This window comes from Methanococcoides alaskense (assembly GCF_027594145.1).
Classification (GTDB): Archaea; Halobacteriota; Methanosarcinia; order Methanosarcinales; family Methanosarcinaceae; genus Methanococcoides; species Methanococcoides alaskense.
Window position 1 is genome coordinate 71,417 of sequence record NZ_JAQFFK010000003.1, and the last position, 16,327, is coordinate 87,743.

The 16,327-nt window shown below is 44.2% G+C and carries 13 protein-coding genes; 12 read left to right on the forward strand and 1 reads right to left on the reverse strand.

The annotated features are described in order from the left end of the window. Positions 1-40: 40 nt before the first annotated feature. From mutS to PBV53_RS04085, 11 genes are all read left to right on the forward strand, one after another. Positions 41-2,704 (forward strand): DNA mismatch repair protein MutS, encoded by a 2,664-nt coding sequence (mutS, locus tag PBV53_RS04035; RefSeq protein ID WP_270095899.1) that lies wholly within the window; start codon positions 41-43, stop codon positions 2,702-2,704. Beyond that, positions 2,667-4,517: a DNA mismatch repair endonuclease MutL gene (gene mutL, locus PBV53_RS04040; RefSeq protein WP_309740333.1), complete on the forward strand. Its 1,851-nt coding sequence runs from the start codon at positions 2,667-2,669 to the stop codon at positions 4,515-4,517. Before mutS ends, mutL begins: the two co-directional genes overlap by 38 nt. Positions 4,518-4,578: 61 nt before the next feature. Further along, entirely contained in the window at positions 4,579-5,595 is a 1,017-nt protein-coding gene (locus tag PBV53_RS04045) for a cobalt-precorrin-5B (C(1))-methyltransferase (RefSeq protein ID WP_270096654.1), read from the forward strand. Next, positions 5,592-6,173 (forward strand): cobalt-precorrin-7 (C(5))-methyltransferase, encoded by a 582-nt coding sequence (locus PBV53_RS04050; RefSeq protein WP_270095900.1) that lies wholly within the window; start codon positions 5,592-5,594, stop codon positions 6,171-6,173. Before PBV53_RS04045 ends, PBV53_RS04050 begins: the two co-directional genes overlap by 4 nt. Positions 6,174-6,334: 161 nt before the next feature. Beyond that, a complete protein-coding gene (locus tag PBV53_RS04055) occupies positions 6,335-7,030 on the forward strand; it encodes an energy-coupling factor ABC transporter permease (RefSeq protein WP_270095901.1) in 696 nt (231 codons plus the stop codon). Beyond that, the gene (locus PBV53_RS04060) at positions 7,027-7,326 is read left to right on the forward strand and encodes an energy-coupling factor ABC transporter substrate-binding protein (RefSeq protein WP_270095902.1); all 300 of its coding nucleotides are present in this window, start codon (positions 7,027-7,029) and stop codon (positions 7,324-7,326) included. Before PBV53_RS04055 ends, PBV53_RS04060 begins: the two co-directional genes overlap by 4 nt. Before the next feature lie 105 nt (positions 7,327-7,431). After that, positions 7,432-8,214, forward strand: coding sequence for a cobalt ECF transporter T component CbiQ (gene cbiQ / locus PBV53_RS04065; protein ID WP_270095903.1), 783 nt, complete (start codon positions 7,432-7,434; stop codon positions 8,212-8,214). 20 nt (positions 8,215-8,234) lie between these two features. Then, positions 8,235-9,557 (forward strand): energy-coupling factor ABC transporter ATP-binding protein, encoded by a 1,323-nt coding sequence (locus PBV53_RS04070; protein ID WP_270095904.1) that lies wholly within the window; start codon positions 8,235-8,237, stop codon positions 9,555-9,557. Positions 9,558-9,717: 160 nt separating this feature from the next. Beyond that, positions 9,718-10,209, forward strand: coding sequence for a CBS domain-containing protein (locus PBV53_RS04075; RefSeq protein WP_270095905.1), 492 nt, complete (start codon positions 9,718-9,720; stop codon positions 10,207-10,209). Then, the gene (locus PBV53_RS04080) at positions 10,210-11,382 is read left to right on the forward strand and encodes a cation:proton antiporter (RefSeq protein WP_270095906.1); all 1,173 of its coding nucleotides are present in this window, start codon (positions 10,210-10,212) and stop codon (positions 11,380-11,382) included. It begins immediately after the preceding gene. A gap of 56 nt (positions 11,383-11,438) precedes the next feature. Further along, positions 11,439-12,734 (forward strand): PAS domain-containing protein, encoded by a 1,296-nt coding sequence (locus tag PBV53_RS04085; protein WP_270095907.1) that lies wholly within the window; start codon positions 11,439-11,441, stop codon positions 12,732-12,734. Between the two features lie 58 nt (positions 12,735-12,792). Here PBV53_RS04085 and PBV53_RS04090 read toward each other — a convergent pair whose 3' ends face one another. After that, positions 12,793-13,239, reverse strand: coding sequence for a pyridoxamine 5'-phosphate oxidase family protein (locus PBV53_RS04090; RefSeq protein ID WP_270095908.1), 447 nt, complete (start codon positions 13,237-13,239; stop codon positions 12,793-12,795). 173 nt (positions 13,240-13,412) lie between these two features. On the opposite strand from PBV53_RS04090, the gene PBV53_RS04095 reads away from it, so the two are divergent. After that, on the forward strand, positions 13,413-16,121 hold the full coding sequence (locus PBV53_RS04095; RefSeq protein WP_270095909.1) for a cation-translocating P-type ATPase: 2,709 nt from the start codon (positions 13,413-13,415) through the stop codon (positions 16,119-16,121). Positions 16,122-16,327: the final 206 nt, after the last annotated feature.

Genomic DNA, 16,327 nt, shown 5'->3' on the forward strand with positions numbered 1-16,327 from the left:
AACTGATAAATTCTCCTGCCCAATTCACTGCAGAGCAAGAATGATCAAACTAACACCTGCAATGAAACAATATTATGATGCGAAGAAGCAACATAGTGATGCACTTATTTTCTTCAGGATGGGGGATTTCTATGAATCCTTCGGAGAGGATGCAAAGACCATTGCAAAAGAACTTGAGATAACCCTTACAACGCGGGGCAAGGACATTGAGGGTGAGAAAATGCCTCTTGCAGGTATTCCCTATCATGCTCTTGATAATTACCTGCCGCGATTGGTAAAGAAAGGCTACAAAGTAGCTATCTGTGAGCAGCTTGAAGACCCTAAAAAAGCAAAGGGCATTATCAAGCGTGGGGTTGTCAGGGTCGTAACGCCCGGCACTGCCATTGATACTTCGATGTTCACGGACCCGTCCAATAATTATCTCATGTCAATTTCAGGTGGAGATGGGGATTACGGTGTCTCATTTCTGGATGTTTCCACAGGCGAGTTCCTGACAACACAGTTTGCTGATACGCCTCCTTATGACAGGATAGCCAGTGAGGCTGCACGGATGCGACCTTCAGAGTGTATAATCTCACGGACGATGTTCTCTGATGAAAGGCTTGTTGAAAGGTTGAAGGAGCTCAATGTACTGGTACATGAGTTCAAGGATGAGGCTTTTGAAATTGATTCTTCGAGGAAGCTTCTTGAAAGGCATTTCAATGTCTCCACACTTGAAGGAATGGGCTGTGTCGGTCTGCCCTACGCGATATCTTCTGCGGGAGCTGCACTTGATTATGCGCTGAGCACACAGATGAGGGAACTCGGGCATGTAAATGAGCTGAGCACCTATTCGGATTCAGAGTTCATGATGCTTGACTCGATCACCCTGAGAAATCTGGAGATAGTCAAGAACGTGCGAGGGGAAGGGAACGATACTTCCATATTGAAGGTGCTCGATGATACCAATACACCCATGGGTGGCAGGTTACTTCAGAAATGGCTCTTGAAGCCCCTCATCAATGTAGATTCCATAGATCACAGGCTGGATGCGCTGGAATGTCTGGCAAATGATACCATGCTGAGGTTCGATGTTCGCTCTCATCTGTCCTTTGTGAAGGACGTGGAACGTCTCATAGGCAGGGTCGTTTACGGCAATTCGAACGCCCGGGATCTCATCGCTTTGAAAAAGTCCCTGGGTTCAGTGCCGCAGATACTCGAAAGTATGGGTGATGATCCCGGATGTGAGATGCTCAGAAATATCAGGGATGGCCTTCTTAAGTTCGACCAGCTCGAAAATATCGTGAAGCTGATCGATGATGCAATCGTGGATGAGCCTCCTGTAAGTGTGCGGGAAGGGGGCATGATCAGGTCTGGCTACAATGAGAAATTGGATGAGCTTAAGGGTATGTCCACTGGCGGAAAGACCTGGATCGCTTCATTCCAGAAAAAGGAACGTGACAGGACAGGTATAAAATCGCTTAAGGTCGGCTATAATAGAGTGTTCGGATATTATATTGAGATCACAAAATCCAATATCGCACAGATACCTGATGATTATATTAGAAAGCAGACAATGCGGAATGCTGAAAGGTTCTACACTCCTGAGCTCAAGGAATGGGAAGGTGTCATCCTTTCCGCAGACGAGAAGATAACAGCGCTTGAGAATGAACTGTTCACTGAGATAACTTCCAGGATCGCTTCCCATGCATCCGATCTGCAGAGGGTCGCTGTTCTGATAGGGCAGTTGGATTGTACTGCGAGCCTTGCGGAAGTTGCGGTGAACAATAATTTTGTAAGACCTAACATTACTTCCGATTGCAAGATACTTATCCGGGAAGGCAGACATCCGGTGGTTGAGAAAACCGTACGTGGCGGATTCGTGCCCAATGATACGGAAATGGATTGTGTGGATGAGCAGTTCCTTTTGATAACAGGGCCTAACATGGCGGGTAAATCCACTTACATGCGTCAGGTCTCCCTTATCGTTATCATGGCACAGGCAGGTTCCTTTGTTCCGGCTTCCCATGCTTCCATAGGCATTGTGGACAGGGTCTTTACAAGGGTTGGTGCCTTCGATGACCTTGCAAGCGGGCAGAGTACCTTCATGGTAGAGATGGTGGAGCTTGCCAATATTCTGAACAATGCGACCCCTAAGAGCCTTGTACTCCTTGATGAGATCGGCAGGGGTACGAGCACTTATGACGGTTATAGTATCGCAAAGGCTGTGGTCGAGTATATCCACAATAAGGGCAGGGTCGGGGTGCGCTCCCTTTTTGCGACCCACTACCATCAGCTTACCAACATCTCTTCCAGTTTGAAAAGGGTGAAGAACTATCATATCGCGGTGAAGGAAGATGGCGATGATCTTGTTTTCCTGCGAAAGATCGTGCCCGGTGCCACTGATAAGAGCTATGGTATCCATGTTGCAAGGCTTGCAGGTGTGCCACACAAGGTGACACAGAGGGCGAAGGAGGTCCTACAGGATATTGAAGATGAAAGTGCCATCAGCAAGGAAAGCGATTCGAAGAGGAGTAGGAAAAAGAAGTCGGCACAATACACCCAGTTGATGCTTTTCGATCCGGAGGGCTCTTCTGCACCTGTAGCTGAGCCTGATCCTGTTGTTGAGGAACTGAAAGAGCTTGATGTCAATAGTATGACTCCCATCGAGGCACTGAACAAGTTAAGTGAATTGCAGAAAAAGGCAGGTAAGGGCGGAAAATAAGATGAGCCAGGATAAGGGCGGTAAGATACGTGTTCTTGATGAGGCGACTATCAATAAGATAGCAGCAGGCGAGGTCATCGAGCGTCCTGCTTCGGTGGTCAAGGAACTTGTGGACAATGCTATAGATGCAGAGGCTACTGAAATTCGAGTCGAGGTGGTGGCTGCCGGGACCGAGCTGATAACTGTTACTGACAATGGAAGCGGAATGCCTCGTGAGGATGCGATTCTTGCTTTTACGAAACATGCCACCAGTAAGATAGCTCAAATAGAGGACCTTGAGGAGGTCCTTACCTTGGGTTTCAGGGGTGAGGCCCTTTCTTCCATTGCAGCGGTGGCCAAGGTCTATCTGACCACCAGACAAAAGGAGGAGATAGCTGGCACAAAGGTCGTTATAAGCGGAGGGTCGGTGGAGAATGTGGTGGAAGTGGGTGCTGCTCCGGGTACAAGTATCTCTGTTGAATCCCTTTTTTACAACACCCCGGCAAGGAAGAAGTATCTCAAAAGTCTGCGAACAGAACTTGCACACATAACCGATATAGTTACAAGGCATGCATTCGGTCATCCTGACATCTCTTTTACTCTGATCAGTGACGGCAAGGTCCTTGTGCGTTCCCCGACATCCGGCAATGTTCTTGATAGTATCATCCATCTTCTTGGGGTCGATATTGCAAAGAAGATAGTTCCTGTGGAGTTCAGGTCGGATATTGTGAACATCTCAGGTTATATCTCCAAACCGGAAGTTACCCGCAGCGGTACTGATCAGCAGTTCTTTTTCATAAACGGCAGAGGCGTATCCTCAACGAGCATAAGCAATGCCGTGAGGCTTGGATATTACAACCTCATCCCGAAAGGGCGTTATCCGGTCGCCGTTCTTGATCTGGAACTTGATCTGCATGAGGTGGATGTCAATGTGCATCCTGCGAAAAGATATGTGAGACTCAGCCATGAGCGTGAGGTCTCTGATGCGGTCATTCTTGCTGTTGAGAACGCTTTGAAGGGGGACGATCTGTTCCCAAAGGTCTCTTTGCCGGAAAACAGGCCAGTACAGGCTGTTTTCAGTGAAGAGAGCAAGACAGGTACTGAGATCCTATCTTCTGCGATTGAAAGTGTGAGCGTTCCGGTGGCAAAGGAAGCGGATGAGCCTTATCATGCCAGTGCAAGGGATACTGAAAAACGTTTGAAACGCTCGGAAAGGGTACTTTCAAAGACAGAAAAGAAGCCTGACAGAGTAGCTACTGGTCTTGATAAGGCGAGGATAGTAGGGCAGATAAAAGAGCTTTACATTATTGTGGAGCTTGAGGACGGGCTTATGATAGTCGATCAGCATGCTGCACATGAGAGGGTGATGTATGAACAGATACGGGATGGCAATAGCTCTGGGTGGCAGGAACTTATTACACCTGTGATGCTCGACCTGACCTCAAAGGAAAAGGTGCTTTTGGATGAGTATATCCCCCTTCTTGAAGAGATGGGATTTGCTATCTCCGAATTCGGTCCTAATAGTTATGTTGTGACATCAATCCCTTCCCTTCTTGGAAAACTGGAGAACACCGAACTGATCCATGACATCATCATGGATGTGCTTTCCAGTGGTAAGGTGAAGAGGGATACAGGTATGTTCGATAGTCTCTGCAAGACCATGGCGTGCCGTGCAGCTATAAAAGCAGGAGCAGGCTGCAGTATGGGGCAAATGGAGAACTTGCTCAGGCAGCTGGACATGGCTGAGAACCCATATACGTGCCCTCATGGGCGTCCGACTGTGATCTCATTTACAAAAGGTGAACTTGACAAATTGTTCAAGAGGACAGGATGAGTCTTTGGGCTTTTAGCGGTAACTTTTATAACCAACTAATATCGAATTACTGATAATGTCAATTATCGATCCAGTTAATAAATCAAAGGTCCCACAAGAGTGGATAAATAAGTCAAATATATCCAGAGATGAGCTTGAAGAAGGCATAATGAGCGGTATGCTGGTGGTTCTCAGTGATGGTTCTATTCTGAAACGAGGGTATACCACAGGTACCACTGCAACTGTTGCTGCCAAGGCGGCGGTGTTGTCACTCAAGAAAGAGATAGATCATGTGTCTGTCCCGACACCTGTGGGACTTCGTGCCCACATGGATGTGAAAGCAAAAGATGGGCATGCTGTGGCAGTTAAATTGAAGAACGACCATGAGTCAGATATTACCCGCGGGCTTGAGTTCGTGGCACGGGCAGTGGAGTCGGACAAGGTCACTATAACCGCAGGCGAAGGTATCGGTATCGTTACAAGAGGCGGTCTTCAGTCAAAGAAAGGCTATCCTGCTATCAATCCTAGACCAATGCAGCAGATAATGGAGGCTGTTGCGGAAGCTGTGGAAGAGATAGGTATCAAGGGTGCCAGTGTGGAGATCTCTTTGCCCAGAGGGGCGGAGATCGCAAAACAGACGCTGAACAGCCGTATAGGGGTTGAAGGCGGTATCTCTATCCTTGGAACCACCGGTTTCGTTGAACCCTGGAACGATCATCTTGGTGAGATGAAGAGTGACCTCATACGTGATGCTGCAAAAGTGGTTCTCACAACAGGTCGTATCGGTATTCGCTATTCTACAATGCTTTTCCCGGACTATACTGTGGTTCTTGCAGGCAGTCGTATCTCCGAATTCATGGAATCGGCTACTGGTAAAGTGGCTATCTGTGGCCTTCCCGGTCTTGTCCTTAAATGGGGGGACCCTGATATGCTCAAGGACAGTGGTTTTGCTACTGTCTCAGAGATGATCGAAGTGGAGCCTCAAGGGGAACACATCAGGCGTGCATTTGAAAAGACAGTCGAAAAGGGCAAAGGTGCACGAATTGTGGTCGTGGACAGGGACGGCACAGTTCTCATGGACAGCGGGGAACAAGAATGATAATCGCGGGTGTCGGTGTCGGACCGAACATGCTGACATTGGAGGCCATCGAAGCTATACGTAATGCTTCGGTCGTATATGGTTCAAAGCGCTCGCTCGAGCTTGCTGAGCCATATATTGAAGGCGAAGCACATCTTATTAAGGACTACAAGGCTCTGCATGAGCTGCCAGAAGATGCTGTTGTTCTATCGACCGGTGACCCCATGTTCTCAGGGCTTGGTAAATTTGCAAGGGAAAGCGACAGGATAATTCCGGGCATCTCTTCTATACAGGTCGCATGTTCACGTTTAGGTGTCAGCCTTTCCAACATAACTGCAATAACCGCACACGGAAGAGATCCCTCTCCTGCAAAGAAAGCATTTGTTCAGGAAATTGAACTGGGGAAGGATATCTTCATGCTTCCTGCAGACACTTTTGGTGTGGCAGAAATAGCAGAAGTGCTTAAAGAGATGGGCGTTGATGCCAGGATTTATGTGTGCGAGAACTTTGGTTATCCTGAAGAACGCATTGCAGGGGGCACTGTAGATGAGCCGCCAGAAGCGATGTCAGTGCTGCATTGTGTAGTTGTTGTGAGATGAGTATCTGAGTTGACCCATCATCATGTTATCTAAATGGGCAATATGTAGTATCTAAAGTTATATATACCTCCTTTTCTTTTTAGGTATGTCTTAATTCAAGTTATCTTGATTTAACTTCAATTGATCTATTAATATACTAATTTGGAAAAGGAGTATCAATAATGCATATATTCGAGGGATTCTTGCCATCACCATGGTGGCAATTGTGGTTTGTATTCTCTATACCTGTAATATTCTTTGGTATGTACAGGCTTAACAAGCTTGTGTCTGAAAAGCGCGAACTATTGCCTTTATTGGCAGTAGCAGGAGCATTCATATTCGTACTTTCATCCTTGAAGATGCCATCTGTCACGGGAAGTTCATCCCATCCGACAGGTACAGGTATGGCAGCTATTCTTTTTGGCCCTGCTATTGCAGCGGTCCTGAGTTTGATCGTTTTGTTGTATCAGGCAATTTTCCTTGCTCACGGTGGTCTTACGACACTTGGTGCAAACGTCGCATCAATGGGTATAATTGGTCCTGTTTTTGCATATGTAATCTATAAAGCAGGTATGAAAGCTAACATCAATTTCTATGTTGTTGTCTTCCTTGCCACAGCATTTGCGGATTGGGCGACATATGTTGTGACAGCTACACAACTTGCGCTGGCATTCCCGGCGGAGGTCGGTGGAGTGGCTGCTTCACTTAAAGGGTTCTTGCTTGTGTTTGCTACAACGCAGGTGCCTCTGGCTATAATGGAGGGTGCATTGACAGCTCTGATCTTCAAGTATGTCATACAGGTCAAGAGTGATGCTCTCGTGGAACTCAATGTTATAACAGAATCAGTTCTCAATAAGCTCAAGGGGGCAGGTCAGTGAAAGGTGAGATCATATTTGGAGTAATAGCAGTACTTTTCGTAGCCTCGTTCTTTTATGGCATGGCACTAAACCCAGACTCTGAGTTTGGTGGTGCTGATGGTCAGGCTGAAGATGTCATTGCAGAGATAGACAGCGAATACATGCCATGGACAGAAGGGACATGGGTTGACTCTCTGAAATTCGAGCCACCTGGTGGAGAAACTGAAAGCCTGCTCTTTGCACTCCAGGCAGCTATCGGTGCATTGGTTCTTGGATATTTCTTCGGTTACTATAAAGGTAAAGGACAGTCTAATTAAGACTGTTCTTTCCCTCCTTCGTTTTTTCTTGGGGATTCTTTTTTATTTTAGTTCTTTGTACTATGAAGAAAAAATACAAAACGAATGTAACGGTGTGAACATAATATGACAAATATTCTTGATGATTATGCACTTGTGAGTCCCTTAAGGTATCGTAACAACTGGCTTAAGATAGCTATTGTTGGGTTTGGTGTTCTTGTAGGAGTTTCCTCACAGTCTTTCATTCCACCTTTTGCTATAGCATTGTGCATGAGTTTCACAACGGTTCATTTTGGGAAGACCTCTCTTAAATTTTATCTAACGATCTTGTCTGCACCTGCTGTTTTCGTATTATTAAGTGTTATTATCATAGCCTTCTTCTTTGGTTCAGGTACTGAGATATTTGGCTTTAATATTTTTAGTTATCATCTGGGAGTGAACACAGGCGGTCTTGAAATGGCATTGTTAGTGTTCTCGAGGACGCTTAGCGGTATGTCTTGTTTGTTCTTCCTTGCACTGACCACACCCATGGTGGAACTATTCTCAGTTCTTAAAGCTACAAAATTGCCGGATTCTTTCATTGAGATATCCATGATGATGTACCGTTACATCTTTGTCTTCCTTGAAGTTGCATGGGGTATCAAGTATGCACAGACGGTCAGGCTTGGTTACAAGGACTGGCGAACTTCTCTTACCTCACTTGCAATGCTCTCTACCACACTTTTCATAAGGTCGTGGGAACAGGGAGAAAAGATATTCATTTCCATGAGTGCCCGATGTTATGATGGCAAACTTATTTTCTTTGAGGAAAAAAGACCGATCAGAGCTAATGAGCTCGTCTTGACCTGCACCTATTTTGCTGTGGTATTGGCATTGTGGTATTTAACAAGAATTAATTCTATATTTTAAGGTCTGTTGAGGTTAAAACGATGATATTGGAAACTAAAGGCTTGAAGTATTCCTACCATGATGGGACTCAGGCTTTAAAAGGTATTGATGTAAAGATCAAAAAAGGTAAGAAAATAGCCTTTGTCGGGAAGAACGGTTCTGGCAAATCAACCCTTTTCATGCTGCTCAATGGAACCCTTAAACCAAAAGAGGGAACTGTTCACTTTCATGGGAAACCCATGGAATATGATTCTAAGTCCCTGCGTGAGATACGCAAAAGTGTTGGCATCGTCTTCCAGAACTCAGATGACCAGATATTTGCCCCCACGGTCTATCAGGATGTAGGCTTTGGACCTACCAATCTGGGCCATTCAAAAGAAGAAGTTGATGAACTTGTAGAAAAAACCCTTGAATACATCGGAATAACCGAATTCAGGAACAAACCTCCTCATCATTTAAGCGGCGGACAGAAAAAGAGAGTGGCAATTGCAGGTGTTTGTTCAATGGACCCCGAGGTAATGATCCTTGATGAGCCTCTTGCGAACCTCGATCCTGTGGGTGCGGATGAGATCCTTGATCTTTTGAATGAGTTGAATCAAAACAACACCACTATGATAATTTCCACTCATGATGTGGAACTTGCATATAGTTGGGCAGATTATGTTTATTTTATGAACGAGGGTAATATTATCGGGGAAGGTGCTCCTGAAGATGTTTTCAAAGACATGGAGCTTTTAAAGAAATCTAATTTAAGACAACCCCGTACACTTGAAATATACAATGAACTTGAGAGAAGGAACCTTGCAACTCGTAACAAGTTCCCTACAAGTGTTCCTGAACTTGTCAATTCACTTAAACCACCCGAACTAATGTGGATAGAAGTTTCTCCTGATGTCAAGGAAGGTGATGTTGTGAACCTTGGCATATTATATGGTGAATATGCGATAAACAGCCCCTATGAAGCAGTCAATGCAAAGGTGCTTCACATCCATCCGGAAGGGCATGCGATTGCAGAAATGACACGGCATGGTATCAAGTCCGGTGGGATATTCATCTATGACATGGACAAATATGATGCGGGTCCTTTCCAGAGGATACTGGCTGAAGAGGATATCGATAATATTGGAGCCATGGGCAAGAAGAGCAAGATCCTTGCGGAAAAGCATCTTCTCGATCTTCAGATCACATCAGGTGTCATCGATAAGTCCATCCTTATGGCACTTTGTGGCAAGAGATCTATGATACTGACCTCAGGTGGAATGATCGAGCATGCTGTCAAACGTATTGATGAATATGCAGAAAGCAGTGGGATTGCTATACAGTTATCTCTTGTAAATTCTGAAAGGGAAGAGCTGGATATCTAAGCACCCTTTTCTTTTTCGATTTTAACTTTTTTCTCTTTAATTTTCAAAAAAATTGTTTTCTTTGTTCTTTTTTAATGTGTTCCATATTTGTAAGATGACGTCCCTTCTTTTTATTGTAATATTCTTTTTACAAAAATAGCTTTGAAGGGGGCTTAAAGCTGTGGTTGATCATGATGGGGATGAAGATCGTATTCGGAGTGTGCGGTCATTTGCAGAAATGTGCAGTGAGATGTTCATAAAAGATTTTATGACAAAGGACCTTGTAACAATTTCAGAAAATGATAGTATAGACCAGATCCTTGAAACCTTTGACAAATATCATTTTCACACATATCCGGTCGTAAGTGAAGATAATGTCCTTGTAGGAACAATTGATCAGAATATTATATTGAAGATCCTTCTTGTACACAGGGCTCCCCGAATAGAGCACACTCATTTGAATGCAGTTGTTTTTCAGGGTGATACTGCAAAAACCATTATGATCCCCCACCCGATCTCAATATCTCCGAATGAAACTCTTTGTGATACAGCGGATATGATACTCAAGCATAAGATCGATCGTTTTTGTATCGTTGAAGATGGAAAACTTGTTGGGATGATCTGTAAACCCGATATTATAAAGGAAGTGTATAAATTAAGGGGCTTATATTGAATGGAGATCCTTCTTCATATTTTGCTCATACTTCTACTGGCTAAGCTTTTTGGCGAAGTATTAGAAAGGGCAGGTTTTCCTTCAATTCTTGGGGAACTGCTTTCCGGTATGGTTCTCGGGATACTTTTGATACATCAGGAATCGGATATACTGAAGTTCCTGGCTGAAATGGGTGCTATCTTCCTTTTGTTCACAGCAGGTTACAAGGAAGTCCATCTTCGTGATTTGAAAGAGTCCTCTGCGAAAGCTTCTGTTGTTACAGTAGTTCAGGTAATTGTTGCTTTCTCTTTTGGAGCGGCAATTGGTGTGTATTTTCATTTAAGTGTCCTTGAAAGCATCTTTATAGGAGTTGCTTTCAGTCCGACAAGTATCGGTGTGGTGGTCAGGACTCTCATTGACATGGATTACCTCTCGAGCAAACCAGGTTCCATGATGCTAACATCAGCTATATTTGATGATATCATAGGGATCTTTCTTCTTTCCATTGTAGTGACCATGGCAACCTACGAACAATTCCCCTCCGGGGTGCAGGTTCTAATAATATTGTTGAAGATGGTTGCTTTCGTGGCGATCATGTTCTCCTTAAGAAAATGGGTATTTTCCAAACTCTTTGATCAGATTCATAGGATGCATGTCAAGGAATCTATCTTTGCATTTGTGATAGTGATCGCCCTTTTCTCTGCGTACCTTGCAGAGGTTTTTGGCCTTCATGCTGTGATAGGTGCGTTCATTGGAGGGGTAATGCTCTCAGATGTTCCCCATGCGAAGATCGAGCATGTGCAAAGTAAGGTCACAGGGCTTGCCTATGGTATTTTTGTTCCTATTTTCTTTGCATTTATTGGAATATCCCTTAATATTGCTACCTTACAAACAATAGGCCTCTTCTCGGTGCTTGTTGTTGTACTTGCTCTTTTAGGAAAACTGATAGGGGGCTTTCTGGGAAGTCGTTTGATAGGTTTTGATAATTATGACAGTCTTATATTCGGGGTTGGTGTCATGCCGAGGGCAGGGGTGGAACTTGTATTGATCTCTATAGGAAAAGAGATGGGGATAATAGGGGATGAAGTGTTCTCGGCGATTGTCTTGATGGTGGCGGTCTCAATTTTTGTTTCGCCGGTACTCCTTAAGAAGGCCATACAGTTCAAAAACAGGGCAAATTCGAATAATACTTAAACTCATCCGTCTAATAAGTTATTAAAGAAGTTGATCATTAAAATTGGGGGCTATGTATGGAATCAAACATATCGAATGAAACTGGCAGCAGATCGGGGAAAAGTCCGTTGGAAAAAGTTCTTGACAGGAAGGAAATACTTGAAAATATAATAGATCATAGTCCTGTTATTGCTTTTTTATGGACCGCAGATAACACTCCTGAGGAAAAGTGGCCAGTGGAATATGTTTCTGCAAACGTCACCCAGTTAGGCTATACCGTGGAGGATTTCATATCTGGAAGGCTTCATTATGCTGATATTGTCTATGGGGAAGATCTGAGGCGAGTTCAACTGTCTCTCGAAAAAAGTCGTGTGGAAGGTAAGAGCTTCTTTGATCAGGAATACCGTATCGTTCTGGAATCAGGGGATATTCGCTGGGTCGATGAAAGGACATATCTCCAACGGGACGAGAATGGTAATGTGACCCATTATCAGGGTACTATTTTTGATATCACTGATCAGAAGAACAATGAAATGCTGTGTGAGAAGGCATTGAAGGAACAAAAGAACCTTGAGGATATAATCAACAATAGTTCTACGATGGTCTTCCTTTGGAGAGCAGAGGAGTTCTGGCCTGCTGATTATGCTTCTGCTAACGTTTCAAGACTTGGTTTTAGTGCAGAGGATTTCGTGCTTGGAAGGATCGTCTATGGGGATCTGATCCATCCGGACGACTATAATGCTGTTAAAGACGAGCTTGAGCAGAGGTCTAGGGAAGGATATGATGATTACATCCATGAGTATCGTTTATTGACAAAGGCAGGAGAGCTGCTGTGGGTCAATGAGAAGACCTTTATCAAAAGAGATGTGAACGGCAATGTAACACATTTCCAGGGAATTGTGCAGGATATCACAAAACAAAAGTTGAGTGAGATCGCATTGGATGAGGCTCTGGTAAAGCAGAATGATCTCCTTTCAAGGAAACAGGCACTTGAGACGATCGTGAATCATAGTCCTGTGGTCGCTTTTCTTTGGAAGGCAGGCGAGGATGATGAAAAGGAGCTATGGCCGGTGGAGTTTGTGTCGGATAATATAACTCAGTTTGGCTATGATGTGGATGATTTCCTCTCGGGTGACCTTCTTTATGGGAATATTATCCATGCTGATGACCTGCCTGAGGTTCAGCTCGAACTTTCGGATATATGCAATGAAGGCGGGAAGATGTTCGTAAAGGAATATCGTATATTGACCCGCTCAGGCGATATCAGATGGGTAGATGAACAGACTTTCATACAGCGGGATAATGAGGGCAAAGTGACCGATTATCAGGGAGTTATCCAGGATATCACAGAACGCAAGGAAAGCGGATGCTGATCTGACATCTCAGTTTTGCCTTTAGGATGGATAAAATGGAAAAAGATAAAGTGCGAAGTCAGTAAGCGACTTCGTACCTGAATCCAAACTCAACGGCGTAGTCAAGGAAGAAAGCTTTTGTTGGCTCTACTTTTATGATTACATTGTCCGGGTTCTTTGGTAGTTCCTTCATGAACGGGAATTTTTCTAGCATTAACTGGAATATCTGCTCTAATTCTGCTTCATCTGTCACAAATGATGCTTTGCCTTCCATTTGAATGCCTGTTATGTTCATTACATCAGATCCGTCTTCATCGACTGTGAATGCGACGTTTGGGTTCTGTTCGATATTACGGAATTTCCTTGTGGTATTCCCTGTTCCGAAGTGAACGACCGGACCGGCTGATGCAAAAGCCATGCTGTGGACCATTGGTCTTCCATCCGGGCTAACGGTTGCAAGGTTTAAGTATGGGTGTTCTTTCAAGTATTCATTTATTCTTTCTTTGATCTCTAGGTCACATGCCATGTTAGTACCTCCACAATAATTAGATATTCCATTAGTGGTAAAAGAAAATTGTCTATGCAGTTATTTAGATTTACCTAAATGATATTGATGGGGATGGTGTAAGCTCATTTTTGAAGCTGATGGCAAATCAAGAAATACTATTGTAACATATTTAATTTGGAGTGTGTGTTTCATTGGTATATGAAAATACTGATATCGAGTCTGTTTTTGCTGAAGTGGATAGTTCCAGATCAGGTCTTTCTGAGACAGATGTGAAAAAGAGGCTAGAGGTATCAGGTTTTAATGAGCTTCAGGAAAAAGCGAAGATCACACCTGCTAAAGTACTGTTAAGGCAGTTCACCAATTTTATCGTCTGGGTCCTTCTGGCAGCGGCTGTGATCTCTCTTATGATAGATGAGGTTGTGAACTTTGGTGTCATCATCTTTTTAGTTGCTTTTGTTATTGTTCTTGGTTTTGTTCAGGAATATAAGGCTGAAAAAGCCATGGAAGCACTTAAAAGGATGGTCCAGTCCATAACCCATGTTGTCAGGGATGGTACTGTGGCAGAGATCCCTACCCGGGATATCGTTGTGGGGGATGTCCTCGTTCTGGAGACCGGCGATAAGGTCGCAGCGGATGCTTTTGTTTTTGAGATAATGAGATTGAAAGTTGATGAATCTGCGATCACCGGCGAGAGCTTTTCGATAGAAAAAGGTATCGGAGATCCTATTTTTTCGGGTACTCAGATAGTGCATGGTAAATGCAAGGCAGTTGTTACGGCCACTGGTATGCAGACCCAGCTGGGTGGCATTGCTTCCATGATACAGGAAGATGAGGTTATGACACCCCTCCAGCAAAAGATCAACGAGCTTTCAAAGCATCTGGCCATCATTGCCCTTGTTGCTTCTGGTCTCACTTTTGTTCTGGGTTATGCCACAGGTGCACCGCTTGAGGGGATGCTTATCATTGCTCTTGCACTGGCAGTGGCTGCTGTTCCTGAAGGACTTCCCCTTACTATGACCATAACGCTTGCCTATGGCATGAATCGTATGGCAAAACATAATGCTATCATAAGGAGGATGTTGGGGGTTGAGACCCTGGGTTCTACTACTGTGATATGCACTGATAAGACAGGAACATTGACGAAGAACGAGATGACCGTGGAGAAATTATTTGTCAATGGCCAGTTCTTTGATGTGACTGGTATCGGATACGAGCCCGAAGGTGTTCTTTTAAAAGATGATTTGGAAGCAGATGTAAATGAGAACAAGGCGCTTGGAACTTTGCTCACAGGTATATCCTTATGTAACAATGCTTCACTGGTCCAAAGGCATGGGGTATGGGAAGTTTCAGGTGATCCTACCGAAGTATCACTTATAGTAGCTGCAGCGAAAGCAGGGTTATGGAAAGATGATCTTGAGGTGGAATATGAGAAGGTACATGAGATTATGTTCACTTCTGAAAGAAAGCTCATGACAACGATCCATGAAAGCCCTGAGGGTAGGCTGGTATTTTGTAAAGGGGCTCCTGAATTTGTTCTTGACAGATGTGTTTCGATAGAGAGGGATGATGGTGTCCACGATCTGAGCGCTGCGGATGTCAAAGGGATACTTGATGAGAATAATGGGTTTGCAAGTTCTGCATATCGTGTGCTTGGTGTTTCATATAGGAAGTTACCTGAAGGTACGGCAGTTGAGGATTCTGAGAAGGACCTTATTTTCGTAGGCCTTGTGGCCATGATAGATCCTGTGAGGGAAGAGGCTAAAGAATCGATAGCTCTGTGCAGGCGGGCAGGTATAAGGGTCGTGATGATAACAGGCGATAATGAGGAGACGGCCAAGGCCATAGGGAAAAAGATAGGATTGATGGCTGATTATCATGGTTCTCTGGATGGGATGGATGAAAGGCTTCATGGCATTATCAAAGATGGTTCAATTACCGGAAGTGAACTTCTATCCCTTGATGATGGGGAGTTTGACAAGCTTGTCGAGGGCATCAGTGTCTATGCAAGGGTCATGCCTGAACAGAAATTGAGGATAGTGAAGGCATTGCAGAATAGGGGGCATGTTGTTGCCATGACAGGAGATGGCGTTAATGATGCTCCGGCGCTTAAGAGGGCGGATATTGGTATATCCATGGGGATAAAAGGTACGGATGTTGCCAAAGAATCCAGTCTTATGGTCTTGCAGGACGATAATTTTGGGACCATTGTGGAGGCTGTGAAACGTGGTCGTGCTATTTATGAGAATATTGAGAAATTTACTACATATCTTGTTTCGAGAAATTTTACTGAGATAATCCTCATTATGCTGGGTATTATCCTTTTAGGGTTCGATCTTATCCCGCTGCTTGCATTGCAGATTCTTTTCATTAATATGTTCGATGAGGTCATGCCGGCAATAGCGCTTGGACTTGATCCGGTGCGAGATGAGGTGATGTATGAAAGTCCCAGAAGACCGGGGGAGAAGATACTCAATAGGAGAAATCTGATGCTAGTGGTCAGTATAGCTGCTCTCATGGGGGTCGTTTGTTTCCTCGTGTTCGTACTTTCCGATCCTGCCGGTGATCTTGAGAAAGCTCGTACGCTGACGTTTGCAACGATAGTTAGTATGATTCTTTTCATTCCGTTCGTGTTCAGGTCATTGACATCTTCCTTTTTGAGTGTGGGTGTCTTCACTAACAAACTTATGCTTGTAGGGGTGGCAAGTACGTTTTTGTTGACCATGGTTGTAATGTATGTAAGGCCCCTTGGGCAGTTGTTCGACCTTGTACCTTTGAGTTTGATGGATTGGTTCATTCCAATATCTGCTGCTTTTTTGACCATGGTAATGGCAGAGTTGGTCAAGAAGGTTTTACCGGTAGATCGGGAAGTCCAATGGAATAATTTTAAAAGAGATATTTGAATGATAATATAATTGAATTTGTTGTATTCAGGTGATCTGGATGAATTGTAGATGTACGATATATGAGGGTCATATGAACCGTTGGAGATTTCCAGCCATAAAAAGCGTGATAATGATGGGCGTGACCTTGTGATCTATAAATGTATTGAATGTGGTAATGAAGATATGTATCCTGGCCTGTGATGGTCTTTAAGAAAAGCAAAGAC